General features: G+C 65.9%; 24 protein-coding genes and 1 pseudogene. 6 read left to right on the top strand and 19 right to left on the bottom strand.

Annotated features, from left to right (window positions below):
• Positions 1 to 31 precede the first annotated feature (31 nt).
• The 3 genes from CI41S_RS41525 to CI41S_RS41515 all read right to left on the bottom strand — a co-directional run bounded on the left by CI41S_RS41525 (position 32) and on the right by CI41S_RS41515 (position 2,649).
• Positions 32 to 1,066: an LLM class flavin-dependent oxidoreductase gene (locus tag CI41S_RS41525; RefSeq protein WP_139864706.1), complete on the bottom strand. Its 1,035-nt coding sequence runs from the start codon at positions 1,064 to 1,066 to the stop codon at positions 32 to 34.
• A gap of 217 nt (positions 1,067 to 1,283) precedes the next feature.
• The gene (locus CI41S_RS41520; RefSeq protein ID WP_139864705.1) at positions 1,284 to 2,042 is read right to left on the bottom strand and encodes an SDR family NAD(P)-dependent oxidoreductase; all 759 of its coding nucleotides are present in this window, start codon (positions 2,040 to 2,042) and stop codon (positions 1,284 to 1,286) included.
• A 37-nt stretch (positions 2,043 to 2,079) separates the two neighbouring features.
• A complete protein-coding gene (locus tag CI41S_RS41515) occupies positions 2,080 to 2,649 on the bottom strand; it encodes a TetR/AcrR family transcriptional regulator (RefSeq protein ID WP_139864704.1) in 570 nt (189 codons plus the stop codon).
• 112 nt (positions 2,650 to 2,761) lie between these two features.
• Between CI41S_RS41515 and CI41S_RS41510 the strand changes: the two genes are divergently transcribed.
• Together CI41S_RS41510 and CI41S_RS41505 are read left to right on the top strand one after the other, a co-directional pair.
• Positions 2,762 to 3,550, top strand: a complete 789-nt coding sequence (locus CI41S_RS41510) for a crotonase/enoyl-CoA hydratase family protein (protein ID WP_139864703.1) — start codon at positions 2,762 to 2,764, stop codon at positions 3,548 to 3,550.
• A gap of 220 nt (positions 3,551 to 3,770) precedes the next feature.
• On the top strand, positions 3,771 to 4,622 hold the full coding sequence (locus CI41S_RS41505; RefSeq protein ID WP_139864702.1) for a division plane positioning ATPase MipZ: 852 nt from the start codon (positions 3,771 to 3,773) through the stop codon (positions 4,620 to 4,622).
• A 2-nt stretch (positions 4,623 to 4,624) separates the two neighbouring features.
• On the opposite strand, the gene CI41S_RS41500 is transcribed toward CI41S_RS41505, so the two are convergent.
• From CI41S_RS41500 to CI41S_RS41485, 4 genes and pseudogenes are all read right to left on the bottom strand, one after another.
• Positions 4,625 to 6,073 (bottom strand): glycosyl hydrolase family 79 N-terminal domain-containing protein, encoded by a 1,449-nt coding sequence (locus CI41S_RS41500; protein ID WP_139864701.1) that lies wholly within the window; start codon positions 6,071 to 6,073, stop codon positions 4,625 to 4,627.
• Positions 6,074 to 6,176: 103 nt separating this feature from the next.
• Positions 6,177 to 7,030, bottom strand: a pseudogene (locus tag CI41S_RS41495) (sugar phosphate isomerase/epimerase family protein).
• Positions 7,031 to 7,033: 3 nt separating this feature from the next.
• Positions 7,034 to 8,377 carry an MFS transporter gene (locus CI41S_RS41490; RefSeq protein ID WP_139486197.1) on the bottom strand — a complete coding sequence of 448 codons (1,344 nt, stop codon included), beginning with the start codon at positions 8,375 to 8,377 and terminating at the stop codon, positions 7,034 to 7,036.
• A 137-nt stretch (positions 8,378 to 8,514) separates the two neighbouring features.
• A complete protein-coding gene (locus CI41S_RS41485; RefSeq protein ID WP_139486198.1) occupies positions 8,515 to 9,387 on the bottom strand; it encodes a phytanoyl-CoA dioxygenase family protein in 873 nt (290 codons plus the stop codon).
• A 110-nt stretch (positions 9,388 to 9,497) separates the two neighbouring features.
• On the opposite strand from CI41S_RS41485, the gene CI41S_RS41480 reads away from it, so the two are divergent.
• Positions 9,498 to 10,505: a LacI family DNA-binding transcriptional regulator gene (locus CI41S_RS41480; protein WP_172627115.1), complete on the top strand. Its 1,008-nt coding sequence runs from the start codon at positions 9,498 to 9,500 to the stop codon at positions 10,503 to 10,505.
• Between the two features lie 70 nt (positions 10,506 to 10,575).
• Here CI41S_RS41480 and CI41S_RS41475 read toward each other — a convergent pair whose 3' ends face one another.
• From CI41S_RS41475 to CI41S_RS41440, 8 genes are all read right to left on the bottom strand, one after another.
• Positions 10,576 to 11,109: an NADH-quinone oxidoreductase subunit B family protein gene (locus tag CI41S_RS41475; RefSeq protein ID WP_139486200.1), complete on the bottom strand. Its 534-nt coding sequence runs from the start codon at positions 11,107 to 11,109 to the stop codon at positions 10,576 to 10,578.
• A gap of 13 nt (positions 11,110 to 11,122) precedes the next feature.
• A complete protein-coding gene (locus CI41S_RS41470; RefSeq protein WP_139864700.1) occupies positions 11,123 to 12,637 on the bottom strand; it encodes a hydrogenase large subunit in 1,515 nt (504 codons plus the stop codon).
• Between the two features lie 16 nt (positions 12,638 to 12,653).
• A complete protein-coding gene (locus CI41S_RS41465; RefSeq protein ID WP_139486202.1) occupies positions 12,654 to 14,102 on the bottom strand; it encodes a hydrogenase 4 subunit F in 1,449 nt (482 codons plus the stop codon).
• A complete protein-coding gene (locus CI41S_RS41460; RefSeq protein WP_139486203.1) occupies positions 14,099 to 14,761 on the bottom strand; it encodes a hydrogenase-4 component E in 663 nt (220 codons plus the stop codon). Before CI41S_RS41460 ends, CI41S_RS41465 begins: the two co-directional genes overlap by 4 nt.
• A complete protein-coding gene (locus tag CI41S_RS41455; protein ID WP_139486204.1) occupies positions 14,761 to 15,717 on the bottom strand; it encodes a respiratory chain complex I subunit 1 family protein in 957 nt (318 codons plus the stop codon). The genes CI41S_RS41460 and CI41S_RS41455 overlap by 1 nt, the downstream gene beginning before the upstream one ends.
• Positions 15,708 to 17,723, bottom strand: coding sequence for a hydrogenase 4 subunit B (gene hyfB, locus CI41S_RS41450; RefSeq protein ID WP_139864699.1), 2,016 nt, complete (start codon positions 17,721 to 17,723; stop codon positions 15,708 to 15,710). Before hyfB ends, CI41S_RS41455 begins: the two co-directional genes overlap by 10 nt.
• Entirely contained in the window at positions 17,720 to 17,992 is a 273-nt protein-coding gene (locus CI41S_RS41445) for a helix-turn-helix domain-containing protein (RefSeq protein ID WP_139486206.1), read from the bottom strand. The genes hyfB and CI41S_RS41445 overlap by 4 nt, the downstream gene beginning before the upstream one ends.
• A 129-nt stretch (positions 17,993 to 18,121) precedes the next feature.
• Complete coding sequence (locus tag CI41S_RS41440) at positions 18,122 to 18,925, bottom strand: CHAD domain-containing protein (protein ID WP_244626852.1); 804 nt, start codon at positions 18,923 to 18,925, stop codon at positions 18,122 to 18,124.
• 374 nt (positions 18,926 to 19,299) lie between these two features.
• On the opposite strand from CI41S_RS41440, the gene CI41S_RS41435 reads away from it, so the two are divergent.
• Entirely contained in the window at positions 19,300 to 20,169 is an 870-nt protein-coding gene (locus CI41S_RS41435; protein ID WP_139864698.1) for an aldose 1-epimerase family protein, read from the top strand.
• An 8-nt stretch (positions 20,170 to 20,177) separates the two neighbouring features.
• Here CI41S_RS41435 and CI41S_RS41430 read toward each other — a convergent pair whose 3' ends face one another.
• The 3 genes from CI41S_RS41430 to CI41S_RS41420 form a co-directional block, all read right to left on the bottom strand.
• Entirely contained in the window at positions 20,178 to 20,378 is a 201-nt protein-coding gene (locus CI41S_RS41430; protein WP_139864697.1) for a hypothetical protein, read from the bottom strand.
• A gap of 83 nt (positions 20,379 to 20,461) precedes the next feature.
• On the bottom strand, positions 20,462 to 21,463 hold the full coding sequence (gene trpS / locus CI41S_RS41425; protein ID WP_139864696.1) for a tryptophan--tRNA ligase: 1,002 nt from the start codon (positions 21,461 to 21,463) through the stop codon (positions 20,462 to 20,464).
• A 205-nt stretch (positions 21,464 to 21,668) separates the two neighbouring features.
• Positions 21,669 to 22,403, bottom strand: coding sequence for an SDR family NAD(P)-dependent oxidoreductase (locus tag CI41S_RS41420; protein ID WP_139481701.1), 735 nt, complete (start codon positions 22,401 to 22,403; stop codon positions 21,669 to 21,671).
• A gap of 199 nt (positions 22,404 to 22,602) precedes the next feature.
• On the opposite strand from CI41S_RS41420, the gene CI41S_RS41415 reads away from it, so the two are divergent.
• Together CI41S_RS41415 and puuE are read left to right on the top strand one after the other, a co-directional pair.
• Entirely contained in the window at positions 22,603 to 23,016 is a 414-nt protein-coding gene (locus tag CI41S_RS41415) for a DUF3830 family protein (RefSeq protein ID WP_139481700.1), read from the top strand.
• Position 23,017: 1 nt separating this feature from the next.
• Positions 23,018 to 23,956: an allantoinase PuuE gene (gene puuE, locus CI41S_RS41410; RefSeq protein WP_139864695.1), complete on the top strand. Its 939-nt coding sequence runs from the start codon at positions 23,018 to 23,020 to the stop codon at positions 23,954 to 23,956.
• Positions 23,957 to 24,158: 202 nt separating this feature from the next.
• Here the strand turns inward: puuE and CI41S_RS41405 are convergent, their stop codons facing one another.
• On the bottom strand, positions 24,159 to 25,475 hold the full coding sequence (locus tag CI41S_RS41405) for an ISNCY family transposase (RefSeq protein ID WP_172628393.1): 1,317 nt from the start codon (positions 25,473 to 25,475) through the stop codon (positions 24,159 to 24,161).
• Positions 25,476 to 25,529: the final 54 nt, after the last annotated feature.

Here is a 25,529-nt window from a genome sequence, read left to right as displayed (position 1 = left end):
TTTGCTTTGGCTGGCTGTCACGCCGGGCGACTCACGCCGCGAGCATCTCGCGCGCCAGCGGCACCACCTTGCGGCCGTAGAGCTCGATGCTCTTCATCAGCTTCTCGTGCGGCAGCGGCCCCGCCGAATATTTCAGCTGAAAGCGCGCGATGCCGAGCGCCTTCGCCGTCGCCGCGATCTTGCGCGCCACGGTTTCCGGCGAGCCGACATAGAGCGAGCCGTGCTCGGCCTCCGAGACGAACTCGTCACGGCCCATCGGCGGCCAGCCGCGCTCCTTGCCGATGCGGTCGCGCATCACCTTGTAGTCCGGCCACAGCTCCTCACAGGCCTTTTCGTCGGTCTCGGCGACATATCCCGGCGAATGCACGCCGATCGGCTGCGGCGCGCGGCCGAACTGTTCGTAGGCGCGCTTGTGCAGGTCGACATAGGGCGCAAACCGCCTGGGGTCGCCGCCGATGATGGCGAGCATCAGCGGCAGATCGTAATGCGCCGCGCGCACCACCGATTCGGGGCTGCCGCCGACGCCGATCCATGTCTTCAGCCGGCCGCGCTCGACCGGCGGATAGACCGACTGATTCTGCAGCGGCGGACGCAGCTTGCCCTGCCAGCTCACCGGCTCCTGCTTGAGCAGCGCGGTGAACAGGTCGAGCTTCTCCTCGAACAGCTCGCTGTACTGGCGCAGGTCGAAGCCGAACAGCGGGAACGATTCGGTGAAGGAGCCGCGGCCGAGAATCACCTCGGCGCGGCCGTTCGAGACCGCATCGACGGTGGCAAAGCGCTGGAACACCCGGATCGGGTCGTCCGAGCTCAGCACCGTCACCGCCGAACCGAGGCGGATCTTCTCGGTGCGCGCGGCGATCGCTGCCAGCACGGTTTCGGGGGAGGAGATCGCGAAATCGGCCCGGTGGTGCTCTCCGAGCCCGATGAAATCGACGGCGAGCTGATCGGCCAGCACCGCCTCGTCGACGACGTTGCGGATCACCTGGGCATGCGGCAGCGGCGCGCCGGCGGCGTCCTTGGTGACGTCGCCGAATGTGTCGAGGCCAAATTCGAGAGAGGTCGTCATCGGTCAGTCCAGTTGTCGACGTGGCGGAGCATCCGCCACGGGCCACCCATCGCACGCAGGGCTGAGAGGTCGTATTGCTGCGGACATGTCCGCAAGCCTGCGCTGTGGAGCCTTCGGTTGGAGATACCGAGCAACTAGAGACTGTTCACGGCGGAACAAGGCCGTGCCGCGAAACGCTGGGTTTCCGTCGGGATGGAGCGATGCAGGGCAGCGCCCCTCAGAACTGCTCCGCCCACGGCCGCAGGTCGAGCTCAAGCGTCCAGGCGCTGCGGTGCTGGTGATGCAGCACCCAATAGGCGTCGGCGATGGCGGCGATATTGAGCAGCCCGTCCGGGCCGCGATCGTCCTTCAATTGCGGACGCAGGCTCAGCAGGCGATCGCCCTCGATGCCGCCATCGACGACGACGTGCCCGACATGAATGTTTTTTGGCCCGAACTCGCGCGCCACGCTCTGCGCCAGCGCCCGCAGCGCGGCCTTCGCCGAGGCGAACGGGGAGTAGTTGGCTTTGCCGCGCAGCGAGCCGGAGGCGCCGGTGAACACCAGCGTGCCGCCGCCGCGCTTGAGCAGCGCCGGGATCGCAGCCTGCGCCAGCTGGAAGCCGCCGAGCGCGTGCTCGCGCCAATGCTCCTCGAAGCGCTGCTCGCTGACCTTGAGGAACGGCGCCGGCCGGTTGGAGCCGGCATTGTGCACGGCCATCGCGAGCGGCGCGAGCTTCTCCGCCGCCGCGACGAAGCGCGCGACATCCGCGGCGATGGAGGCATCGCCGACCACGTGCGCGATCTTCGCACCGGTGGCGGCAAGCTCGGCCGCGGTGGCGGCAAGCTTGTCGGCGTTGCGGCCGGCGATCGCAACCGGATAGCCGCCGGCGGCAAAGCGGCGCGCGATCGCAGCGCCCAGTCCGTGCGAGGCGCCGACGCCGGCAACCAGCACGCTTCCCTGCACGGCAGTCGGCTCGAGGACAGCTCGATCGTTCATGGCTTCACTCCGTCAATGCGCCCGCGTCGCGGGCAATTCACTTATCCGATTCCATTGCGATGACGGCGTCGCGCACCGTGCGCAGCACGGCGTCGGAGCGCTTCTGATCGGTGAGCACGCGCGAGATCGCGAGCGCACCGACCATCGCGCTCACCGCCATGGTGGCGCGGGCGTCGTCATCGTCGCCGAAGGTTTCCGCGACCTTGGCGATGAAAGCCTCGATGTGCGGCTCCATCACCGCGCGGCACTCTGCGTCGGCGCGACCGACATCGGAGATCAGGGCGGAGATGGCGCAGCCGGACTTGCGGCTGTCGCGATGGGTGCGGCTGAGATAGCTGCGCGCCATCGCGTTGACGCTGACCGGCTTGTCGGGGGCGCGCGCTGCGTGTGCCGCGGCTTCGCCCGCCGCCAGCGCCTGCTCGAGCGCCGCGGCGATCAGCTCCGAACGCGAGGCAAAATGCCCGTAGAAGCCGCCATGGGTCAGCTTCACCCGCTGCATCAGGCGGCCGATGCTGAGCGCATCCAGCCCCGCATCGCGGATCTGCGCCGCGGCCTCGTTCAGAATGCGTTCGCGGCTCCTGGCCTTGTCGGCCTGGGAATGGCCCATCTCGCGTCACCTCGCGCCGGCGTTTGACTCTCGGTCAGGATTATGACCATCATACATCTGGATGACAAGCATCATCCAGAATATTCGGCAATCACAAGGACGGGAGGAACGGATGTCCGGCAGCGCGAGCGAAGGGCGGGTCCATCATGAACGGCATGACCGCATCCTGAAGATCATCATCGACAATCCCGCGAAGAAGAACGCCTTCAGCCCGGAGATGATGGAGCAGTTGTCCGACGCGCTGACGCTGCTCGACAATGACGACGGCCTCTGGGTCGGCGTGCTCTGCGCCGCCGGCGGCAGCTTCACCGCGGGCCTCGACATGCCAAAGTTCTTCGGCCCGACCGCGTCACGCAAGCCGTTGCCGGAGGGCAATGTCGATCCGTTCGGCCTCTCGAAGCGGTGCCGGAAGCCGATCATCACCGCGGTGCAGGGCATCGTGTTCACGGTCGGCATCGAGATGATGCTGGCCGGCGACATCGTGATTGCCGCGGACGACAGCCGCTTCTGCCAGATGGAAGCCAAGCGCGGCATCGCGCCGCTGGCCGGCGCGCATTTCCGCTACATCAGCCGCGCCGGATGGGGCGATGCGATGTATCACCTGCTGCTGTGCGACGAATTCACCGCGGCCGAGGCGCATCGCATCGGCCTCGTGCAGGAGGTCGTCCCCGCCGGCCAGCAGATCGAGCGCGCGATGGCGCTGGCCGCGATCATCGCGCGCAACGCGCCGCTCGGCATCCAGGTGACGAAGGAGGCGGGCCGCAAATTTATCGAGGCCGGCGAGCAGGCGGCGATTGCGATCATCCCCGAGATCCGCCAACGCGTGCTCAACACCGCAGACGCCGCCGAAGGCATCAAATCGTTCGTCGAACGCCGCGCCGCAATATTCCAGGGCCGCTAGATTATAAGGCCGCTAGATTCCTCGGCCGCTAGCTGCGTTCACGATATGTGCAAGAGGTGGTTGTGACTATGATGTCGCAACCGCCGCATTTTATTCATGACGTTGCTGTGACGACTCTTGTCGAGATTCGTCGAATCAGCGAGATTCGATTCGGTAATCAGCAAACATTCATTTAGTCAATTTCGTCCCGCTTTGGCTCAAGCGTCCGGTATGGATTCGCATGACAAACGCACGCATAATTGTCGTAGGAAACAACAAGGGCGGCTCGGGCAAATCGACCATTGCCATGCACGTCGCCATCGCGCTGATCAAGGCGGGTCAGCGTGTCGCCACCATCGATCTCGACAACAAGCAGAAATCGCTCACCCATTACGTCGATCATCGGCGGGATTGGGCGCGGGAGACCGACCAGGAACTCGGTGTCCCGACCCATATGTGCTTCGAGACGGTGAGCGGCAGGAGCAGCGAGGTCGAGACGCTCGGCCGCAGCGCGCTGGCCGAGATCGTCGAGCGGCTCGGCCGTTCCCATGATTTCGTCGTCATCGATTGCCCCGGTCACGACACCTACCTGACCACGTTCACGCATTCGCTCGCCAATACGCTGATCACGCCGCTCAACGACAGCTTTGTCGATTTCGACGTGCTCGGCACGGTCGACGCCAATGATTTCAAGGTGACCGGCATCAGCCACTATTCGAAGATGGTGGAGGAGGCGCGGCGCGAGCGCGCCAGCCACGATCAGCCGGCATTCGAATGGGTGGTGCTGCGCAATCGCCTCTCCACGCTCGGCTCGCGCAACAAGCGCCTGGTCGGCGAGGCCCTGAGCGAACTGTCGAAGACGCTGAACTTCCGTCTGGTCGATGGGCTGGCCGAGCGGGTAATCTTCCGCGAGTTCTACCCGCGCGGATTGACCGCGATCGACGAGGTCAGTCAGCTCGCGCTCGGCGCGCGGCCGACGATGTCCCACGTCACCGCCCGGCTCGAGATGGAGCGGTTGATGACCGCGATCATGCTCGGTCATCTGATTACGCGGCCGCCTGAGGTGTCCGACGTCAGCCGCGACGCGGCTTAGCACTACCGACAGTTGGCATTCCCCGCATTGGCAACGATCAGGAAGCTGATCGTTGCCGGTGCTATTGTGATCGTCCCTGCTGCAGTGGCTTCGCCGGCGAGCGGTGGAATCTGATCTTCGGTTCCCAGCGAAAGCGTATTGCCATTGAGCTGAACGGTGCCGTCCTCGGGCGTCGCGCTTGTCAGTGTATAGCGCAGCGCGCCGGCCGGCAGCGTCAGCTTGCGCTCGATCTTTCGATCATTGTTGATGACGAGCAGCGCGACGCCGTCCGACATGTCACGGGCGCAATGGGCATAGACGTGCAGCCCGGGGTACGGCGCGACGCCGGCATCCAGCACGGTCATTCCCATCAGGCGTCGCCACAGCAGCGCAGCCCAGTAGTCCGGCCGCGGCAGATGGGTTCGCTCGTCGAGCAGGCCGTAGTCGCTCGCGGCAAGCGTGTTGTGCATCACCACCTGAACGCCGGCCTTTGCGAGCCGTCCGAGCTGATCGAGATAGCGGAACGTATCGAGGAAGGTTGCGGCCCAGCGGTTGCCGCCGCACGCCGCCTCTGCGGTCTCGGTCAGCCAGATCGGCTTGCCCGGCGCGCGACGGTCGCGCAGCGTTCGATAGAACGCAAAGGTTTTGCCGGTTCGTGCCAGCCATTCGTCCGACAGCGCGGCCTCCGCCGTGCGATCGCCGCCGCATCGGGCCGAGAGTGCGCCGTAGTGGTGATAGGAGACCGCACCGATGCCGTGCGCGGTTGCGGCAAACAGCGCGGCGGCATCTGCGCCGGTGCTTGCGGTGCCAGGCCCGAGAATGGTCACATCAGGCGCGGCGCGCTTTATGAAGTTGCGGAACGTGGCGAAATCTCGCGCGTAGGCCGCAGCGTTGTAGCCATTGGGGGCGCCGCCGATCGCCGGGAGGTCGGGCTCGTTCATGAACTCGGCTGCAGCAACGTGCCCGCCAAAGGCCAGCGTGTGGGCGAGCAGGCGTTCGGCTTGCGTCGCCGTCCAGCGTCCGCCGGCATCGCGGGTGCCGGCGCTGATCGCAAAGGACGTCACGATCGGCGCGTCGACGGCGCGCGAGAAGTCGACCACGCTCTGCCATTGTTGTCGTGTCAGGACGCTATTGAAACCGCCGGGCGGGGCGGCTGACGGCGTGTCGGAATTCGCAACGAAGGTGCTGTTGGCCGAGGTCCCGCTGACGCGGAGATAGGCCGGCGCCAGCGCAGCCGCGAGCTTGCGCAGCCTGCTGCCGCCGAGATCGATCGGCGAACGCGGAGCGAGCCGGCCGGCCTTGGTGCCGGCCCGTGCCTCGGCATAGGGCTTCCAGAAACGCCCGCCGGTCACCTCGACCATCTCGATATTGTACGACTGGAAGCGCGGATCGATCGCGGCAACGCGCGGCATGGTCGCGACATCAAGCACGAGCTCGGCGGCGGCCGCCTTCGTAAACACGAAGGCTGCCATCGCCGAGGCAATCGCAGGTGCGAGGAGTCGATGCGATTGATCGAGCACAGCGCAGCGTCCCGAATTCCGGTCCGCTTCAGGATGCCGCTACGGCGTCGCGGAATCAACGTGAGGCGGCCGGCTCGCTTGCGATGCGGTCCCACAGCGCGTGGATCATGTCCTTCATGACCAGCGCGTCCTGCCAGCGGTCGGACAGCTCCTTGCCGTCGGGCCCGGTGATGGCGTAGGGCGGCGGGCCGAGCTCGCACAAAAAGGTCAGCGTCGCATCGGGGCCGGCGCGCTTGCGCCAGGAGCGGATGGCGTACTCCCACCAGCCCATGAACAGCGACACCCAGCCCTGGTGTTGCGGAAAACGATGCGAGATCTGCACCTCTCGCGGCTCGCGACGCGGCCGTGGATGCCCCAGCTATGGTCGAGGACGCGATGCATCATCGCGTGGTTGATGTCATCGACCGGCCAGGCGAATTCGCGGCCGACCAGATAGTGCGAGAGATCGGCGGTCAGTCGCAGATCGGGGAAGCAGTCGAGCAGGTCGAGCATGAAGAACAAGTCGGTCGTCATGCGGTCGCGATGGGTTTCGACATGCACGGCGATGCCGGTCTGCTCGGCCAGCCGCCGCCAGCCTTCGAGCAGCGGAATGCAGTCGGCGAGCCGGCGCGGCCGGACGTCGGGCTGCAGGTTGACGTGATCGGCGCCGAGCTGGCCGACCAGATCGAGCACCGCCTTCAGATCGTCCACCGTCTTCGGATAGCATTGCGCCTGCCAGATCATGCCGTGCGCATGGAGGAAGCTCGTGACCTCGCGCGCGAAGGCAGGATCGATGAAGCGGACGCCGGCGCCGTCAAACCCGGCATCGCGGATCATCGCGAGCTGGGTTTGCAGCGGCCATTCGTCCGCATCGGCCAGCCGCCGCTCCATCGCCCAGAGCGACTGCAGGACACGAAGCTGCTGCGCCACGGATCAGGCCCGTGCCGGCATCGCCGCGGGCAATTCGCTCGCCGTGGTCTCGTCGGCCTCGATGTTCTCCTGATAGGTCTCCGGCCCGATCCAGATCGCCACCACCGTGCAGAGTGACAGGAACATCGCGTAGCAGGCGACCGGCCACCAGGTGCCGTAGGCCGCCACCAGCGCGGTGGCGACGAACGGCGCCGGGCCGCCCGACAGCAGCGAGCCGAGCTCGCGCGCGAACGCAAAGCCGGCGAAGCGGCGCTGCGGCGGGAACAGCTCGGCGAAATACGCCGCCTGCGGGCCGAACATCGCCGCCGTCACCACCGCACGCGCCAGGATGAAGGCGAGCGCGATCATGATCCACTGCTTGGTGCCGACCATCCAGAAGAACGGGAAGGCCAGCACCACGCCGGCCAGCGCGCCGAACATGTAGACCGGCCGCCGTCCGATCCGATCCGACAGCGCCGCGAAGCCGAGGATCGCGAACAGCTCGATGGCGAAGGCCAGCATCAGCGCGCTGAGTGCGTCCGCCTTCGGCACGCCGACGGTGTTGATGATGTAGCTCAGGCCGAATACCGGGAAGAAATAGCCGAGCCCGTTCTCGGCCATCCGCGCCCCGAGCACGACGAAGAAGTTGCGCGGGTGGCGGCGCAACGCCTCCATCGCCGGATTGCTCTCGACCTTGCCGCGCGCGACCACCGCGTCGGTATAAACAGGCGTCTCGCTCACCCGCATGCGGACGAAGATGCCGACCAGGATCAACAGGAAGCTCGCCAGGAAGGGCAGCCGCCAGCCCCAGCTCATCAAATCCTCCCGCGGCAGCATGGTCACCAGCGCGAACGCGGCGGCGGCGAGCAGATTGCCGACGGACACGCCGAGCGGCGCAAAACCGCCCCAGAAGCCGCGATGCTTCGGCGGCGCGTTCTCGACCAGATAGATCACCGCGCCGCCGTACTCGGCGCCGGCACCGAGACCCTGCACGACGCGCATCGCGACCAGAAGGATCGGCGCCCAGATGCCGATCTGCGCATAGGTCGGCAGGAAACCAATCGCGGTGGTGCCGATGCCGATCATCAGCAGCGTTGCGACCAGCACCGGCTTGCGGCCATAGCGGTCGCCGAGGATGCCGAACAGCAGGCCGCCGAGCGGCCGCACCACGAAGCCGACGCCGAAGGTCAGGAACGACAGCAGCGTGCCGACCACCGGATCGCTCTTTGGAAAGAACAGCTCGCCGAACACCAGCGCCGCGGCGGTGCCGTAGAGGAAGAAGTCATACCATTCGAGCGCGGATCCGACGCTGGCGGCGAGAATCACACGCAACCGCGACTTGCTGGCGCCATCTGCCATCTTGGTCATTCGTTTCCCCGTTATGTCTGTTTTTATGGATCGTCTTGTTGAGCATGATCCGTTCGGAAAACCGGTACCCACTTCTCCGGATCATGCTCGAGAAGCAGCAATGCCCGCGGCGTGGCCGCGGGCATTGTCGTCGTTTTCTAGGCGGCGCGCGTGAAGTAGGACTTCTTCGACGCCGACTGGGTCTCGTAGATCGAGCCCTGCCGTTTCGCCGGCGGCAGCGGCATCCGCACCGGCACGTCGGTGAGCCGCGGCGTCACCACCGGCGGGCCCGCGAGCAGGCGGCTGTTGAACTCGTCAAAATCCTTCACGCCCATCAGCGGCCAGGCATCGCTCGCCGCCACTTCGTAGAGCAAGAGGTTGCGCGGCCGGTTCGAGGTGTTGGTAGCCGAGCCGTGCAGCGCGCGGACGTGGTGGAACGACATGCTGCCGGCCTTGCCGATGCAGGGCACCGCGCGCTTGATCTCGTCCTGGATCAGATCGGGATCGATCAGGCCGGCGAAGTGGCCGTCGTCGCCGTGATGGTCCCACATCGTGTCGCCGGTGTGCGTTGCAGGTGTCACCAGCATCGGGCCGTTCTCGATATCGCAATCGTCGAGCAGCACGCCGATCGCGAGGATGTCGTCATTGGTGTGCGGATAGAACGCCCAGTCCTGGTGCCATTCGACCGGCGAGCCGTACTGCGCCGACTTCATGTTCAGCTTTGAGCCGTGCAGGCGAAGCCCAGGGCCGATCAGCTTTGTCAGGATCGAGATCACCGCCGGGCTGCGCACGATCTCGTCGAAGATCGGATGCACCTTCTGCGGCGCCTTGATGCGGCGGACCCGCGGATTTTCCGGCGTGTGGCCCGGCTCGAGGTCGTAGACGTCGGTGTGCTCGGTCACCGCGGCGGCGCCGGCCACCAGCTCCGCGAGCACCGTGCGCACCCGCCCCAGCGTCTCCTGATCGAGCACTTCGGGAACCACGATCACCCCGTCGCGCTTGTAGGCCTGAACCTGCTCGTCCGAAATCATCCCGCTTTCTCCCTATACTTCAGTCGGTTGACGCTATGTTAGCGCTAACATAAGGTCATGTTAGCGCTAACATCATGGCTTGGCAACCCGGAATCGTGCACCCTCTGCCCATGAGCTCCGACCTGCCCCCCGAGATCGGCCCGGCCGACGCCGCGCCCACGCTGTCAGCGGTGGCCAAGCGTGCCGGCGTCTCCTCGATCACGGTGAGCCGCGTGGTGCGGCTGCCCGATCTGGTCGCGCCGGAGACCCGCGCGCGGGTCGAGCGCGCGATGCGCGAGCTCGGCTATGTGCCGAACCTGGTCGCCGGCGCGCTGGCGAGCGCGCGCACCAATTCGGTCGGCGTGCTGGTGCCGACCATTGCCAACTCGATCTTCGCCGACACGGTGCAGGGCCTGTCCGACACGCTCGAGCCGCGCGGCTTCTCGGTGATCCTGGCGCAGTCGCGCTACGACGCGGCGCGCGAGGACCGCATGCTGGCGGCGCTGCTGTCGCGGCGGCCCGAGGCGATCATCATGGTCGGCTCGCCCGCGACCGAGGAGGGCGGCCGCCTGCTGCGCAACGCGCGCATCCCGATCGTGGAAACCTGGGAGCTGCCGCCGGCGCCGATCGACGCGGTCGCAGGCTTTGACAATTACAAGGCCGGCGTTGCGGTGGCGAAACATCTGGTCGCGCAGGGGCGCAAGCGCCTCGCGTTCATCGGCGGCGACGATCCGCGCGCGACGCGGCGCTGGTCGGGCTTCAGGGACGAGATCCTCGCCAGCGGTCTTGCAGAGCCGCGCCGGCTGATCCTCGAGCGCAACGCCACGGGCAGTGTGGTGGCGCATGCGCGGCTGCCTGACGTCGACGCGGTGTTCGCTGCCAACGACGCGCATGCGATCGGCTTCATGGCGGGCTTGCGCAGCGCCGGCCTGCTGCGCGACGGGCCGGCGTCAGCGCAGCCGGTCGCGGTGATCGGCCTCGGCGATCTCGAAATGGGCCGGCTGATCTCGCCGACGCTGAGCACGATCAGCGTGCATGGCGATGCGATCGGCCGCACCGCGGCGACGCTGACCCTGGAGCGCGGCGGCGAGCGCCGCGTCGATCTCGGCTTCGAGCTGGTGCTGCGCGACAGCGGCTAGATGCAGAGAGCCCATTGACCGATGCAACGAACCTGGAGCGAGCGTTGCGCGATCGTCGCCAGCTCTGCTTTCACCGTGCCGCGATTGCGGTGTCCACCTGTTCAAGCAAGGCAAGAAGGCCGCGCAGAATCGTCATTGGGGGCGGAGGACAGCCTGGAATGTGGAGATCGACCGGTACGACTGCAGAGACGCCGCCAACTACGGCGTAGCTGCCGGCGAAGCATCCGCCGTCCCTGGCGCAGTCGCCCGCCGCGACAACCCACTTCGGATCGGGTGTCGCATGATACGTGCGCTCCAGCGCCTCGCGCATGTTGTGTGTGACTGGGCCGGTCACCAGCAGGACATCGGCGTGACGCGGCGAGGCGACGAACCGGATTCCGAACCGCTCGACGTCGTAATACGCGTTGTTCAGGGCGTGAATTTCCAGCTCGCATCCGTTGCATGATCCCGCATCGACCTCGCGGATCGAGAGGCTGCGGCCGAGGCGCCGTCTTGCGCTGTCGCCGACCATGGCTGCGAGCTCCGCGAGCGCAGCGTCGTCCGGGCGCGGCGCCTGCTCGGTCAGCGGTTGGCGGAACAGGCTCTGAAACAGGAGTTTGCGCATGTCGTCCGGCTCTTCAGAGGTCGTGCCCGGAATAGGAGCAGTTGAACGATTTGTTGCAGAGCGGGAAGTCCGCCACGATGTTGCCTTCGATGGCGGCTTCGAGCAGCGGCCATTGAAACCACGACGGATCACGCAAGTGACATCGTTCGATCCGGTCGCCGTCGAGGCGCAGCCATGCCAGGATGTCTCCGCGGAAACCTTCGACGATCGCCATGCCTTCCGTCGGCTCTGCGGGGCTTTGCAGCGGCACCCTGACCGGGCCGCTTTCGAGCCCGTCCATGATCTGATCCGCCAGCGAAAGGCTTTGCTCGACCTCCCGGATCCGAATCCAGACACGGGCGTTGACGTCGCCGTCGTCGAGGACGGGAACCTCGAAGCGCAGCACGTCGTAGGGGCGATAGCCCGGCTTGCGTCGAGCGTCGTGGTTGCGGCCGCTCGCGCGCCCAATATAGCCGCCGGCCGCGAATTGCCTGGCGAGGGCGGGATTGAGGCTGCCGGTGCCGACGGTGCGGTCCTGAAGCGACGCGGTGTTGTCGTAGAGATCGATCAGCGCGGGAAAATGCCGGCGAATTTCGCCGAGCGCGGCGCGGATTGCGGCCGGTCCTGCGTCGGCGATGTCGTGCGCCAGGCCTCCCGGAACGACAACGTCGCGCATCAAGCGGTGGCCGAACGCGATGTCGGCGGCGCGCAGCACGCGTTCGCGCAGCACGCCGCAATGCGCGTGCATCAGCGCAAACGACGCATCGTTGCAGATCGCGCCGATGTCGCCGAGATGATTGGCCAGACGCTCAAGCTCGGCCATCAGCGCGCGCAGCCACAGCGCGCGCGGCGGCACGGCAATCTGCTGCGCGGCCTCGACGGCTTGCGAGAACGCTAGGGCGTAGGCGACCGTGCTGTCGCCGGACACCCGCCCGGCGAGCCGCGCGGCCCGTTCAACGCTGCTTCCCGCCATCAATCCTTCGACGCCCTTGTGGGTGTAGCCGAGCCGCTCCTCCAGCCTGACCACCGCTTCTCCGCTTGCGGTGAAGCGGAAATGCCCGGGCTCGATGATGCCGGCATGCACAGGACCGACCGCAATCCGGTGCAGGTCTTCGCCTTCGGCTGCAAGGAATTGATACGGCGGCGCATCCGGCGCTGCCGCCGCGCGTTGTTCGCCCAGCGGAAAGCGTATTTGCCATCGGCCGTGATCGAGCCAGGGACGCGAATCCGGCGTGCCGATCGCTTCCAGTCCGAACAGGTCGTGGATCGTGCGCTCCAATCGAAGTGCCGGCCTGTGATGCGCCGCGATCGAGGGAAAGCGCCGATCGGGGCAGTCAAGGCTGATCACGCAGACATCGGATCCATCCTCCGCGCCGATCGCCATATGCACGCGCGACGGCTCGCCCCAGAGCCCGCGCAGGCTCAACTGGCCGTCCGCGAGCAGGCCGGCGACGGCAAGCCAGCTATCGCCATCGACTGCGACGCGCGGCCACGGATGGTGCCGTTCAACTGTACGGCCCGCTCTGATCACGTCGATCAATGAACGCATACCGTTCTCCCTCGCGTTAACCCAGAAGGCTGGCGACATGCTGGAACCAGACGACCAGCGGTCCCGGAAGGTACACGCCTGCAGTCAGAACCAGCGCGAAATGCGCGAACATCGGCACGTAGGACGCTTCGGCGGGTTTGGCGTTGCCCTCCGGTTCACCAAAGGCAAGGCCGGTGAGGCGCAGCATCAAGGCGCCAAAGGCGAGCAGAAGACCAAGAACGAGCGGAATGGCGAGCAGCGGCTGGCGCGCGAAGGTGGAACTGACGATCAGGAACTCGGTCATGAAGATGCCGAGCGGCGGCAGGCCGGCGATCGCGACAACGCCGACCACGAGGCCCCAGCCGAGCACGGGATGCGTTTCGGTCAAGCCCCGGATGTCGGCAATCCGCTGCGTGCCCTTCACCTGGGCGATGTGCCCAACCGCATAGAAGATTCCCGACTTGGTCAGACTGTGCATCACCATGTGAAGCAGCCCCGCGAAGTTGGCGAGCGGGCCGCCCATTCCGAACGCAAACACGATGATGCCCATGTGCTCGATCGAGGAATAGGCAAACAGCCGTTTGATGTCGCGGCGCCGGTAAAGCATGAAGGCGGCGAACAGCAGCGAGGTCAGTCCCATCGTCACCATCAATGGGCCCGGCGAGATCGCGTAAGGGTTGGCGGCGAGCAGGATCTTGAAGCGAAGCACCGCGTAAAGCGCGACGTTCAGCAGCAGGCCGGAGAGCACGGCGGAGATCGGAGTGGGGCCCTCCGCATGCGCGTCCGGAAGCCAGGCATGCAGCGGCGCGAGGCCGACCTTGGTGCCGTATCCGAGCAGCAGGAAGATGAAGGCGAGGTTGAGCAGCGCGGGGTCGAACGTCGCCGCCTGGTTGATCAGCAGCGTCCAGACCATCGCGTCCTGGCCCTCGCCGACGACGGGCCGTGCCGCCATGTAGACGAGGATGGTGCCGAACAGCGCGAGCGCGATGCCGACGCTGCCCAGGATGAAATATTTCCAGGCGGCCTCGAGCGCGGCGTGGGTTCGGTAGATGCCGACCATCAGGACGGTGGTGAGGGTCGCGATCTCCACCGCGACCCACATCAGGCCGATATTGTTCGACACGAACGCGAGGTTCATGCCGAACATCATGATCTGGTACATGGCATGGTAGAAGCGCAGGTAACCGGGCGTCAGTCGCCCGGTTTCGATCTCGTGGGCAATATAGCTCGCGCTGAAAACGCTGGTGGTGAAGCCCACGAAGGTGTTGAGCACGATGAAGACGATGTTGAGGTCGTCGACCAGCAGGTAGTGCCCGGGTTGCGGGCGCTCGAGGACGAACAGCGACAGCGCGGCCAGAAACGTGCTGAGGCTCGCGAGGATGTTGAGCCCCGCGGTCAGCCGGTAGCCGGGCAGCGCCGCAAGCACCGCCGCGGCGCCGATCGGTATCAGCAGAACCCAGGCCGCGGCATCCGACGCGGCAGTCATCGTCGCTCCCCCCTGAATTCGTCAAGAGCGCCGACGTCGACGGTGTCGAACCTTTCCCGAATGCGGAACAGGAACACGCCGATGACGATGAACGCGATCAGGATCGAGAAGGCCACGCTGATCTCCACGACCAGCGGCATGCCCTTGGCGCCCGTCGCCGCCAGCACCAGTCCGTTCTCCAGCGACATGAAGCCTACGACCTGGCTGACGGCGTTGCGCCGCGTCACCATGACCAGCAGCCCGAGCAGCACGACCGACAGCGCGAACGCCAGATCTTCCCTCGCCAGCGGATCGGCGGTGCCGGTCACCCGCAGCATCAGCACCATGGAAAGGGCGACCAATCCCATTCCCGCCAGCATGGTAAGGCCGATGCCGACCGCGGTCTCGATGTCGCGATGGATGCCGAGCTGCTTGATGATCCGGTGCAGCGCCACCGGGATGATGACCGCCTTGAACACCAGCGCGATGACCGCCGTCACATAGAGGTGCGGCGCATTCTGGATGTATGCCTGCCAGGCGACCGAGCAGGCCAGCACCACCGCGTGCAGCGCGAACACGTTGAGCAGCGCGTAAAGCCGGTCTTGATACAGCATCATGAAGCTGACCAGGACCAGGCTGCCGGCGAGCAGATGGGCGATGTCGAAGGCGAGATTAGGCATCAGAAGCTCCGCGACACGAACCGAAGCAGCGTCCCGAGCAGGCCGAGCATGAGCGCCGCGCCGAGAAATTCGGGGACACGAAACACCCGCATCTTCGCCGTCGCGGTCTCGAACGCGGCAAGCAGCAGGCTGGCGACCGCGAGCTTGAAAATGTAGGCGCCGGCGCCGGCCAGGTAGGATGCGGGGCCCGCGCCGACGATGGTGATCTGCCAAGGAAAGAACACGCAGATGATCAGCGAGACGTAGAAGAGCAGCTTGAGAAAGGCGCCGAACTCGATCATCGCCAGATGGCGTCCGGAATATTCGAGGATCATCGCCTCGTGCACCATGGTCAGCTCCAGATGCGTCGCCGGATTGTCGACCGGAATGCGCGCATTTTCCGCGAGCGCCACCATGATCAGCGCAATCATCGCCATGCCGAGCGAGATGCGCAGTCCGACTTCGGACGACGCCATGAAGGTGGCGACGGTCGAGAGCTGGGTCGAGCCGGCAATAAGTGCGACGCAGAACACCATCAGCAGCATGGCGGGCTCCGCCAGGGCGGCGATCATCACCTCGCGGCTGGAGCCGATGCCGCCGAAGCTGGTGCCGACATCCATGCCGGCGAGCGCGAGGAAGAAGCGCGCGCTCCCGAGCAGGGCGACGATCGCGATCAGATCGGCGCTCCAGCTGAACTGCAGGCCGGTCGCAAACGTCGGGACCAGCGCTGCTGCGACCCAGATCGCGGCGAACGTGATGTAGGGCGTGACGCGGAACAGCCACGACGCGTTCTCGGCGAGCACGACCTCCTTGCGCAGCAACCGCAGCAGGTCCCGGTAAGGCTGGAAGACGGACGCTCCCTTGCGGCGCAACAGGCGGGCCTTGATCTTGCGAACGAAGCCGGTGAACAGCGGCGCGAGCAGCAGCACCAGCGTCATCTGCACCAACTGCACAAGGATGTCCGAGATCACGACCATATCGCGAGCACCAGCAGCAACGTGACGAGCGTGGCAAAGACCAGACTGAGATAGCGGCGGATGGTCAGGAACTGGAGCTGGTTCAGTCGATCGGCAAGAAACCACACCGCCCCGCTCACCGGTGCGTACAGCCCCTCCCACACCGGATCATGCATCTCGACCTTGAGGCGGGCAGGCCGGAGGTCGCCGGGCGGCGGCATCTCGACATGCTCGCGGGCCTGAAACACCAGCGTTCCGAAAACCCGGCGGATCGGCTGGACGAAACTGACGCCAGAATACTGCGCCGCCGGCGTGGGGTCGGTGAAGCCGCAACCCCAGGCCGGCCCCCGCCGGATCGCGTGCGACGCAAAGCGATGGATGAAGTAAACCGCAAGCGAGGCCGTTGCCGTGATGAAGACGAAGACGAGCAGCCCATTGTAGGAGCTGCGGCTCTCCTCGATCGGAACGATCGAAAGCCAGGGGTCGCTTGCCTGGACCGGCATGCGATGACCGAGCAGGGCCTGGGCGACCGGCGAGAGGACGTCGATCACGAGTCCCGGCAGAATTCCGGCCAGGAAACACAGCACCGCCAGGGCGAACATCGCGGCGAGCGAGCAACGATCGACCTCGCCGGCGGCCTCCGCGACCGGGCTCCGCGCGCGGCCGAGGAAGGTGATGCCGAAGGCCTTGACGAAACACGCCGCCGCCAGCGCCGCGGCCAGCGCCAATGACGCGCCGACCGCCGGCACCATGACCTTGAGGCCCCATTGCGGCAGGTCGGGGCTCTGCAGGATGGCCTGAAAGACCAGCCATTCGGACGCAAAACCGTTAAACGGGGGAAGCGCCGAGATTGCGACGCAGCCGACGAGAAAGGCAAAGCTCGTGAGCGGCATGCGGTGGATCAGGCCGCCGAGCGTCTCGATGTTGCGTTGGCCGGTCGACGACAGCACGGCGCCGGCGCCAAAGAACAGCAGGCTCTTGAAGAACGAGTGGTTGAGGATGTGGAAGAGCGCCGCCGTGAAGGCGAGGGCAGCGGCGAGGCCGAGGCCGTTCGCCTGAAAGGCGAGCGCGAGGCCGAGGCTGGCGAAGATCACCCCGATGTTCTCGATGGTGGAATAGGCGAGGAGACGCTTGAGGTCCTTCTCCATCAGCGCGCTGAGGATTCCCAGCACCGCGGTGGCGCTGCCGAGGACGAGCACGACGACGGCCGACGACCAGTTGGGCGGTCCGAGCAGATCGAACACGACGCGGATGAAGCCGTAGATCGCGACCTTCGTCATCACACCGCTCATCAGCGCCGAGACGTGGCTCGGCGCCGCGGGGTGGGCGAGCGGCAGCCAGACATGCAACGGCGCCAGCCCGGCCTTCGATCCGGCGCCGAGCAGCATCAGCGCGAGCACCAGCCCAGCTTCGGACGGCGAATGCTGGGCGGCGCGCATGGTGGCAAACCCGTAGCCGCCTCCGGCCCCCGACAGCAGGCCAAAGGCCAGCAGCAAGGCCAGCGTCCCGAAGCTTGCCATCACGAGATAGACGTATCCCGCCCGCGCATTGTCCGCTTCGCGGTGGTGCGCCATGACCAGCGCCCACGATGCCAGCGACATGAATTCCCAGCACAGCAGAAAGGTGAACGCATCGTCCGCAAGCACGACGAGGTTCATCCCGGCGAGGAATGCCGGAAAGAAGGGAAGCACGCGATGCGGTGCGGTTTCGTGGCTGCCGTAGCCGAGGCCGTAAAGGCTGGCTGCCGCGCCGCCGAGATTGACCACCGCAAGAAAGAAAGCGGCGAGCGCGTCGAGGCGAAAATGCGCCCCGAGCCAGGGCAGACCGACCGGCAGCACCAGTTCTGTCGCGTTGCCGCCCGCCACAAGCACGGGCAGGCACCGCGACAGCGCGATCAGTGAAATCGCCAGCGTTGCGCCATAGACAATCGCCGTCGATCTGCGCGACCGGCTTGTTGCAATCGCCAGAACGGTCGTTCCCAGCAGCGTGGCTACACACCATAACTGCTGGGCGACCGCCGACGTCACGTCCGCACCTTCGGCGAGCTGGATCCGGCCTTGAGCCGCACGCCGCGGCCTCCGCCGCTGCTGACGGCCCCCTCGTTGATGACCTCGACACCGGCCGCGCCGAGCGCGTCGATCAGTTTGACGAGCGAGTCAACGTTGCCGCGAATGGTGCCTTCGCTCGCCTCCATGCGCTGGATGGTCGGTACCGAGAGGTCCGACAGCTCGGCGAGCTGCCGCTGGTCGATACCGAGCAAGGCTCTGGCAGCCCGAAGCTGCGCCGCAGTGATCATCGATCGGGTCGTCGATTGAGGCTGGCGTGAATTCGATTTTCATTTATGCACGCCAACTAATGATGCTGCAAGTGGGATATATGATGTTTTATACATCATATTCGCGCGCTGGACGCCGCGGCGCGGCAATCATCCGGCGACCTTCCGATAGACCGACGCGGCGCGGCGCAGCAGGTGGCTCCTGCGCTTCCGCTCGTGCTCCTTGCGGCGCTTCGCCTTGCGCTTGCGCTTCTGCAATTCGCGCGCGTCGGCGCTCTCGAACAGTTCGCGGCGCACCTCGTCATCGTTCAGCTCGCCGAGGAGCTGCTGCCCCTTGCGCAGATGCTTCAGGACGATGCGCCACGAGGCGTATTCGTCGGCAGGCAAACCGCCCTCGGAGAACTCGATTGCATAGCGCAGCCGCTTGCTGGTGATCCGCACCCGGTGGCGCTTGTTTCTGCCCATGCCCTGCAGCCCGCGGCTCTTCTGACAGAGCTTTTGATGCCACCGTGCCAGCCGGCGGGCATGAAACACCGACACCGGCACGGCCCGCCGCTGCGCGGCGCGGCGATCCTGGGTCGTGGTCCACGGTCCGCTGCCGACCCAGTCCCACATGCCGTCGAACCATTGCTGGTAGCGCTCGCTCTGCAGCGTGCCCTTGAGGGCTTCGAACGCCTCGGTCCGCGCCGTCCGGAACATCCGCTCTTCCGGCGAGCCCTTGCTGTTCTCGATCGCGACGTCGAGGTCGCGCGTCGCGCCGAGAAAGGCGCTCAGCCATTTCAGCTCGGCCTTCAGCCGCGTCCATTCACCGTCCGCCACCATCGGTCCGTAGAACGCGATCGCCGCCTTCAGCCGCGTCAGCGCGATGCGGGTGTGGTGGAGCGCGTTGGGATCGCCGGCAAGGACTGCCGCGTGGTTGATCGCCACTTCCTCGAGGCATTCTGACAGGATCAAACGAAACGCAGTTTCGCAACGCATCGCCTGGCTGAGTTGGCGTGGCCGTTTCGGGCGGACAGCGCGCTCCTTGGCCGGACTTGCCGCTAACGTCATCACTCTCTCTGATCCCGGTCGGTGCCGCAACGCAACACGCGGCGTCCCGGGCGGAAAGAATTCCCGTTTGATCGATCTCGATCAAGGGGTTTCTACCCCTGGACGCCGCATTGATGGGGTGCGCGATCAAAATGTCGCAACAAAAATCGCCTATTGGAGAAAGTTCTGCGGTCGATGCCGGTGCTCGCTCGCAGGAGTTGCGGATCGGCCGGGGTTGACGCCGGCGCGATGATCCAACATCTGCTGCCCGGCAGAGCGCGTTCCGGCGAGGTGAGGCAATGAGCGACAGTCACACGCTGCGCGGCGAGGGGATCGCCGCGACCATTTTGGCGCAAGGCGCCGAACTGTCGTCACTCAGGAACGCCGAAGACGTCGAACTGCTCTGGCAGGCGGGTGCGCAATGGCCGCGCCACGCGCCCGTGCTGTTTCCGATCGTCGGCCGGCTGAAGGGCGATGTGCTGCACCACCGCGGCAAGACCTATCCGATGACGCAGCACGGCTTTGCCCGCGACCGCCGCTTCGCCTGGCTGGAGCAGGGAGCGCGCGCCTGCAAGCTGGCGCTGACCGACGATGCCGAGACCAGGGCGCGCTATCCTTTCGCGTTCAAACTCGAGGTCACCTACGCCGTTGCCGGCGCCGCGCTCGAGGTCGCCTTCGATGTCATCAACACGGGTGACGAGATGCTGCCCGCGTCACTCGGCGGTCACCCCGCCTTCAACTGGCCGCTGCGTGCGGGATTGCCGAAGGAGGCCTACACGCTGACCTTCGCAAACGAAGAACCTGCGCCGGTCCGGCGGCTGAAGGACGGGCTGGTGCGGCCGCAGGCAGAACCAAGTCTGGTCGAAGGCAGGACACTCGCGTTGTCGGAGCGGCTGTTCGATGACGATGCGGTGATCCTCGATCAGGTCGCGAGCCCATCGGTCCGCTTTGCGGCTACGCGAGGCCCTGCGATCGAGATGTCCTGGAGCGGCTTTCGCGAGCTCGGCATCTGGTCGAAGCCCGGCGGCGCCCCGTTCCTGTGCATCGAGCCGTGGCACGGTTTTGCCAGCCCCGCGGCATTCGACGGCGAGTTCGTCGAAAAGCCCGGATTGATGCATATCGCGCCGGGCGCGCGCCGTTCGCTGAGCTATCGCATCCGCGTGAGCTGAACCTCAGCTCAATGCGCGCGCGTGCCGAGCGCGCTCGTGAGCGCCGAGACCGACGGCGGATTCTCGCTGGCCCAGGCCTCATGCGCGGCGAGATCGCGGTAATGGTCGGCCATGCGCAGCAGCCGTTCGCGGATGGCGTCGTCCTCTTCACCCTTGGCCTGATCGGCCAGTTGCGCGGCGCGCTCGAGAAGCGCTTTCGGTTCGATCACGACGAACTCCAGATTCAGTTTTCGCCCGAGAGATAACGGCGCCAAGGCAAGCCCAGTTCCCCCATGGCTTGATGACAAGTGCGTCAGAGCCGGAACAGGCCGAGCCCCTGCATGACCTCATCCCTGGTGCGCTCCGTGATCTCCCGCGCCCTCAGGGTTCCGCGCCTGATGACGTCAATGACATGATCGCGATTGCGCGCGAGTTCGGCGCGGCGCGCGCGGATCGGCGCGATCAGCGCCTGCAGGATATCCTCCAGCCGCCGCTTCACGGTGGAATCCCCGAGGCCGCCGCGCCGATAGCGTGCCTTCAAGTCCGCGACGGCAGCGTGATCGTCGTCGAACGCGTCGAGATAGGTGAAGACGACATTACCCTCGACCTTGCCGGGATCGGCGACGCGCAGGTGGTCGGGATCGGTGAACATCGCGCGCACGGCGGCGGTGATGTCATCTGATGAAGCCGAGAGCGCAATCGCATTGCCGGCGGATTTGCTCATCTTGGCGCGCCCGTCGACGCCGGGCAGCCGTCCCGCGCGCGGAATGATCGCCTGTGCTTCCGGCAGCAGCGCGTGGCCGGCCAGCGCATTGACGCGCCGGACAATCTCGTTGGTCTGCTCGATCAGCGGCGCCTGGTCCTCGCCGACCGGCACGACGGTGGCGCGAAACGCGGTGATGTCAGCCGCCTGCGCCACCGGATAACACAGAAAACCCGCCGGAATGTCGCGCCCAAAGCCGCGCGCACGGATCTCGTCCTTGATGGTGGGATTGCGTTCGAGCCGCGCCACGGTGACGAGGTTGAGGTACAGCATCGACAATTCCGCAAGCGCGGGAAGCTGCGATTGCAGACAGATCGAGCTGCGTTCGGGATCGATGCCGACGGCAAGGTAATCCAGCGCAACCTCGACGACGTTGTTGCGGACCTTGCCGGTGTCATGGGCATTGTCGGTGAGCGCCTGCATGTCGGCCAGCAGCAGAAATTGCTGATGGGTGTCCTGGAATGCAAGCCGGCTTCTGAGCGAGCCGGCATAGTGGCCGAGATGCAGCGGCCCGGTGGGGCGGTCGCCGGTGAGAATGATGGGTTTTGCCATAGGTGTCTCCGTTTCGGTTGAACGGGGACACCGCATGCGGGTTGCTGACATGAAAAAGGCCGCCCCATGCGGCGGCCCCGAAAATGCATGAACGCGTTTCGGCCCGCCGGTCAGTCGGCGAGCCACCAGAAATTGGCGATGAGGATCGAGCGGTTCATGCGGCAAGCCGTTAAGGCAAAGCGACCGTGCGGTCAAGACTGGAGGGCTAGTTGAACGCCATGCCGCCGCTCATCGCAATGGTCTGCCCGGTCATGTAGGGATTGTTGACCAGCAGCATCACGGCCTGCGCGACCTCCTCGGCAGTGCCGAAGCGGCCCATCGGAATCCGGCCGACCAGCCCGCTCTGGCCCTTCATCATGTCGGTCTCGATCAGCGAGGGCGCCACTGCATTCACGGTGATGCCCTCCTTGACGAGGCGCGCCGCATAGCCGCGGGTCAATCCCTCCATGCCCGCTTTCGATGCGTTGTAGTGCGGCCCGATCGCGCCGCCGCCCCGCGCGGCGCCGGAGGAGATATTGACGATGCGGCCCCATTTCCTTGTACGCATCATCGGCAGCACGGCCTGCGTGCACAGGAAGGCCGATTTGAGGTTGACCGTGATGGTGCGGTCAAAATCCTCCTCGGTGAGATCGTCGACGCCGCGCACGATGGCGATGCCGGCATTGTTGACCAGAATGTCGAGCGGGCCGAGCTCGTTCCTGGCGCGCTCGACCAGTTCCGTGACGGCGGCGGCCTCGGAGACATCGGCGGCGATCGCGACGGCCCGGCCACCGGCCGCAACGATGCCCTTGGCCAGCGTCTCCGCCTCGGTAGCGCGCTCGCGATAGTTGATCGCGACCGCGGCGCCGGCCTCGGCCAGCATCTTGACGATTGCGGCACCGATGCCGCGCGAGCCTCCGGTCACGAGGGCCACATGTCCGTGCAGGCTGTCTGTCGTCATCGCGATCTCCTGATTTGTCGCCCGGTGTCAGGTTGGCAAACGGGACGGCGGGGCGCAACGCGACGGCGCTCACATCTGCGTTGCGAAGACGCAGGGAGACGAAAAGCGGCCCAAATTGCCGGAAACGGCCTTGCGTCCGGCGCCGCCCGGCGGCAATGCTGGGGCGTCATTTCCTCCAAAGCGCACCCACGAGAGATCGATGAGCAAACTGATTGTCCACGCCGGCGACTTCACCTTTGACGCCCGTTTCGAGGAGCAGCTGGCGCCGAAGACGGTCGCTGCGTTCCGCAAGGCGATGCCGTTCGAGAGCCAGGCGATCCATGTGCGCTGGAGCGGCGAGGGCGTCTGGATGCCGCTCGGCGATCTCGATTTCGGCGTCTCCTACGAGAACCACACCAGCTATCCGGCGCCCGGCCAGATCATCCTCTATCCCGGCGGCATCAGCGAGACCGAGATCCTGCTCGCCTATGGCGGCGTGCATTTTGCCAGCAAGATGGGCCAGCTCGCCGGCAACCACTTTATCACGCTGACCTCGGGTCTCGAGAACCTCACCACGTTCGGCAAAACGGTGCTGTGGAAGGGCGCGCAAAAGATCCGCTTCGAGGAAGTTTGATGTGACGGAGCCCCGCTACCCGCGCGATCTTCGCGGCTACGGCCGCAACCCGCCCGACCCGAAATGGCCGGATGCGGCGCGGGTCGCGGTGCAGTTCGTGGTCAATTTCGAGGAGGGCGGCGAGAACAACATCCTGCACGGCGATGCCGCCTCGGAAGCCTTTCTGTCCGACGTGCTCGGCGCAAAGCCCTGGATCGGCAAGCGCCACGCCAATATCGAATCGATGTTCGAATATGGCTCGCGCGCCGGCTTCTGGCGGCTGTGGCGGATCTTTAGCGAGCGCAAGCTGCCGGCGACCGTGTTCGGCGTCGCGATGGCGCTGAAGCGCAATCCGGATGCCGTCGCGGCGATGCTGGAGGCGGGCTGGGACATCGCCAGCCACAGCTTGCGCTGGGTCGAGCACAAGGACATGACTGAGGTCGAGGAGCGCGACGAGATCGCGCGCGCCATCGCCGTGCACACCGAGGCGACCGGCGCACGGCCGCTCGGCTGGTACACCGGCCGCTCCTCGATCAACACGCTGCGGCTTTTGATGGAAGCGGGCGGCCTGCGCTATCTCTGCGATTCCTATGCCGACGACCTGCCGTACTGGATCAAGGCCCCGGGAACCGAGCCGCATCTCGTAATCCCCTACACGCTCGATGCCAACGACATGCGCTTCATCAACCAGCAGGGCTTTGGCGGCGGCGACGAGTTCTACACCTATCTGAAGGACAGTTTTGACGTGCTCTACGCCGAGGGCGCGACGCAGCCCAGGATGATGTCGGTCGGGCTGCATTGCCGCGTCGTCGGCCGTCCCGGCCGCGCCGCCGCCTTGATGCGGTTTCTCGACTACATCGGCAAGCACGAGCATGTCTGGGTGCCGACGCGGCTTGCGATCGCCGAGCACTGGCACGCCAATTTGAAGCACCTCGCCGAGCACGCGTTCGAGGTCAGCTGAGTTGCGATACCCTCCCGCAGGGGGCGCTGAACAAATGCCGAAAAACAACCCCATGCAAAGTAGCCGGCGGCGGCGGCCGGCGTTCGAGAAGGCGGCTGTCCATAGCGGGTGAAGATGTCGTGTTTTTGTAGCTCGTGATCTGTCGCCTTCGTTTTGGAGTTTTGGGCGCCCCCGGAAGGCGTGGACGGGAGCGCCGGGTTTGTCATGCCATGGATGGAGCGGTCTGGTCAGCCCTGCGGGCGGGTTTCTTTGTTCGATTTGAAGCCCGTTTCTCCGTCCCGACCCGCGTTGTCTCGACGGCGGCGCGCGCAGGAGCGGTCAAGGACGCGCGCTTGCGCGCCCGCCAGGGCTTGTCCTTGACGGCTCCGAGCACGCTGCCAGGCTGAGATGCGTCGGGGCTGATCTGCTGTCCGTTGGCGCTAAACCTCGCCAATCGATGCGGGCCGAGGAACACGCTGACGGTGCCATCGGGATACTCATGCACCCGCACCAGGGCCCTGACGAAGTGAGGCCTCAGCCGGCTCTCCGGCAACTGCAGCCGGCGACCTTTCCATGCGACGGTATTGTCGTTGGCGACGGTTCGCTCCTCGATCACGCACAGCGCCTCGCGCCAGGCCTCGTGGCGGTCGGCAACGAAGGCGGTGCTTTGCTGTTCGGCCTTGATCGCAAATGCGGCGTTGTGTTCGGCGATGTAATGCGCCTTCAACCACGCATTGGCGGCTTCGACCGTCTTGATCCCGGCGAGCCGCAGCTCCTTTGGCAGGCGGTCCTGCAGCGTGCCAAACAGCCGCTCGGAGCGCCCCCGCGCCTGCGGCGAATAGGCTGCGATATGCTCGATCCCAAGATGCGACAAAGCCCGTCCCACCTGGGTTTGTTGCGTCTTCGAGACCTTCTCGCCAGCCTTCGGGGTAAGGAAATAATGGCTGCCGCGATCGGTGTAGAGCGCACAGAACAAGCCACGCTCGCCAATCACCTCGCCCAGGGCCAGGAACGTCGAGGCCGTGCCTTCTTCCTCGACCAGCAGCATCGAGTAGACCTCGCTGGTCGCATCGTCCATCGTCACGATCAGGTCCATCGCCGGCAGACCCTCGATCCAGACGTGGCGCGACCCATCCTGGTGCAGCAGCATCCCCGGCAGCGGCCGGCGTGGGCGCTTCTTACGGTGCGCCGAACGCTTCGGCGCCTTCCGTACCAGGCCCGCCGCCTGCAGGGCGAGCTTGGTCACCGTATAGCCCAGCACATAGTCATGCCGCTTTTGCAGCTGCTCGTGGAAGTGCTTCACCGTGAAGTCCGCGTATTTGTCGCGGAACAGTCCCAGCATCCGCTCCAGCTCTGCCTCCGGCGCCCGCCGTGGCGATCGCCGTCCCATGCGTCGGTCGACCAGCCCGTCATCGCCCTCCGCCTCATAACGCTCCGCCCAGCGTTGGAAGGTCCGAACACTGACCCCGAGGAGCTCCGCAGCGCCCTCCTGCGTCAGTTCCCTCGCCTCCGTCCGTTCCAGCAAATCTGAAAACCGCATCCGTCGTACCCCCTCGTGAATGGATGCCGTGCCCATCGTGCCCCCTTTGTCCCG

The sequence above is a fragment of the Bradyrhizobium ivorense genome (assembly GCF_900696085.1).
In the GTDB taxonomy this organism is placed as follows: Bacteria; Pseudomonadota; Alphaproteobacteria; order Rhizobiales; family Xanthobacteraceae; genus Bradyrhizobium; species Bradyrhizobium ivorense.
Note: the sequence above shows the minus strand (reverse complement) of the source record. Positions and strands in the feature narration are given on the sequence as shown.

Coding starts and splice junctions, on each gene's coding strand:
- CI41S_RS41500 (WP_139864701.1), bottom strand. CDS start 6,073: ATGGCAGCCTTCGTGTTTACGAAGGCGGCCGCCGCCGAGCTCGTGCTT.
- CI41S_RS41515 (WP_139864704.1), bottom strand. CDS start 2,649: ATGGGCCATTCCCAGGCCGACAAGGCCAGGAGCCGCGAACGCATTCTG.
- CI41S_RS41475 (WP_139486200.1), bottom strand. CDS start 11,109: ATGCGCAAACTCCTGTTTCAGAGCCTGTTCCGCCAACCGCTGACCGAG.
- CI41S_RS41505 (WP_139864702.1), top strand. CDS start 3,771: ATGACAAACGCACGCATAATTGTCGTAGGAAACAACAAGGGCGGCTCG.
- CI41S_RS41415 (WP_139481700.1), top strand. CDS start 22,603: ATGAGCAAACTGATTGTCCACGCCGGCGACTTCACCTTTGACGCCCGT.
- CI41S_RS41470 (WP_139864700.1), bottom strand. CDS start 12,637: ATGCGTTCATTGATCGACGTGATCAGAGCGGGCCGTACAGTTGAACGG.
- CI41S_RS41490 (WP_139486197.1), bottom strand. CDS start 8,377: ATGACCAAGATGGCAGATGGCGCCAGCAAGTCGCGGTTGCGTGTGATT.
- CI41S_RS41510 (WP_139864703.1), top strand. CDS start 2,762: ATGTCCGGCAGCGCGAGCGAAGGGCGGGTCCATCATGAACGGCATGAC.
- CI41S_RS41420 (WP_139481701.1), bottom strand. CDS start 22,403: ATGACGACAGACAGCCTGCACGGACATGTGGCCCTCGTGACCGGAGGC.
- CI41S_RS41405 (WP_172628393.1), bottom strand. CDS start 25,475: ATGCGGTTTTCAGATTTGCTGGAACGGACGGAGGCGAGGGAACTGACG.
- CI41S_RS41520 (WP_139864705.1), bottom strand. CDS start 2,042: ATGAACGATCGAGCTGTCCTCGAGCCGACTGCCGTGCAGGGAAGCGTG.
- CI41S_RS41460 (WP_139486203.1), bottom strand. CDS start 14,761: ATGCCTAATCTCGCCTTCGACATCGCCCATCTGCTCGCCGGCAGCCTG.
- CI41S_RS41525 (WP_139864706.1), bottom strand. CDS start 1,066: ATGACGACCTCTCTCGAATTTGGCCTCGACACATTCGGCGACGTCACC.
- CI41S_RS41485 (WP_139486198.1), bottom strand. CDS start 9,387: ATGATTTCGGACGAGCAGGTTCAGGCCTACAAGCGCGACGGGGTGATC.
- CI41S_RS41455 (WP_139486204.1), bottom strand. CDS start 15,717: ATGGTCGTGATCTCGGACATCCTTGTGCAGTTGGTGCAGATGACGCTG.
- trpS (WP_139864696.1), bottom strand. CDS start 21,463: ATGGCAAAACCCATCATTCTCACCGGCGACCGCCCCACCGGGCCGCTG.
- CI41S_RS41435 (WP_139864698.1), top strand. CDS start 19,300: ATGAGCGACAGTCACACGCTGCGCGGCGAGGGGATCGCCGCGACCATT.
- CI41S_RS41465 (WP_139486202.1), bottom strand. CDS start 14,102: ATGACTGCCGCGTCGGATGCCGCGGCCTGGGTTCTGCTGATACCGATC.
- CI41S_RS41480 (WP_172627115.1), top strand. CDS start 9,498: ATGAGCTCCGACCTGCCCCCCGAGATCGGCCCGGCCGACGCCGCGCCC.
- CI41S_RS41445 (WP_139486206.1), bottom strand. CDS start 17,992: ATGATCACTGCGGCGCAGCTTCGGGCTGCCAGAGCCTTGCTCGGTATC.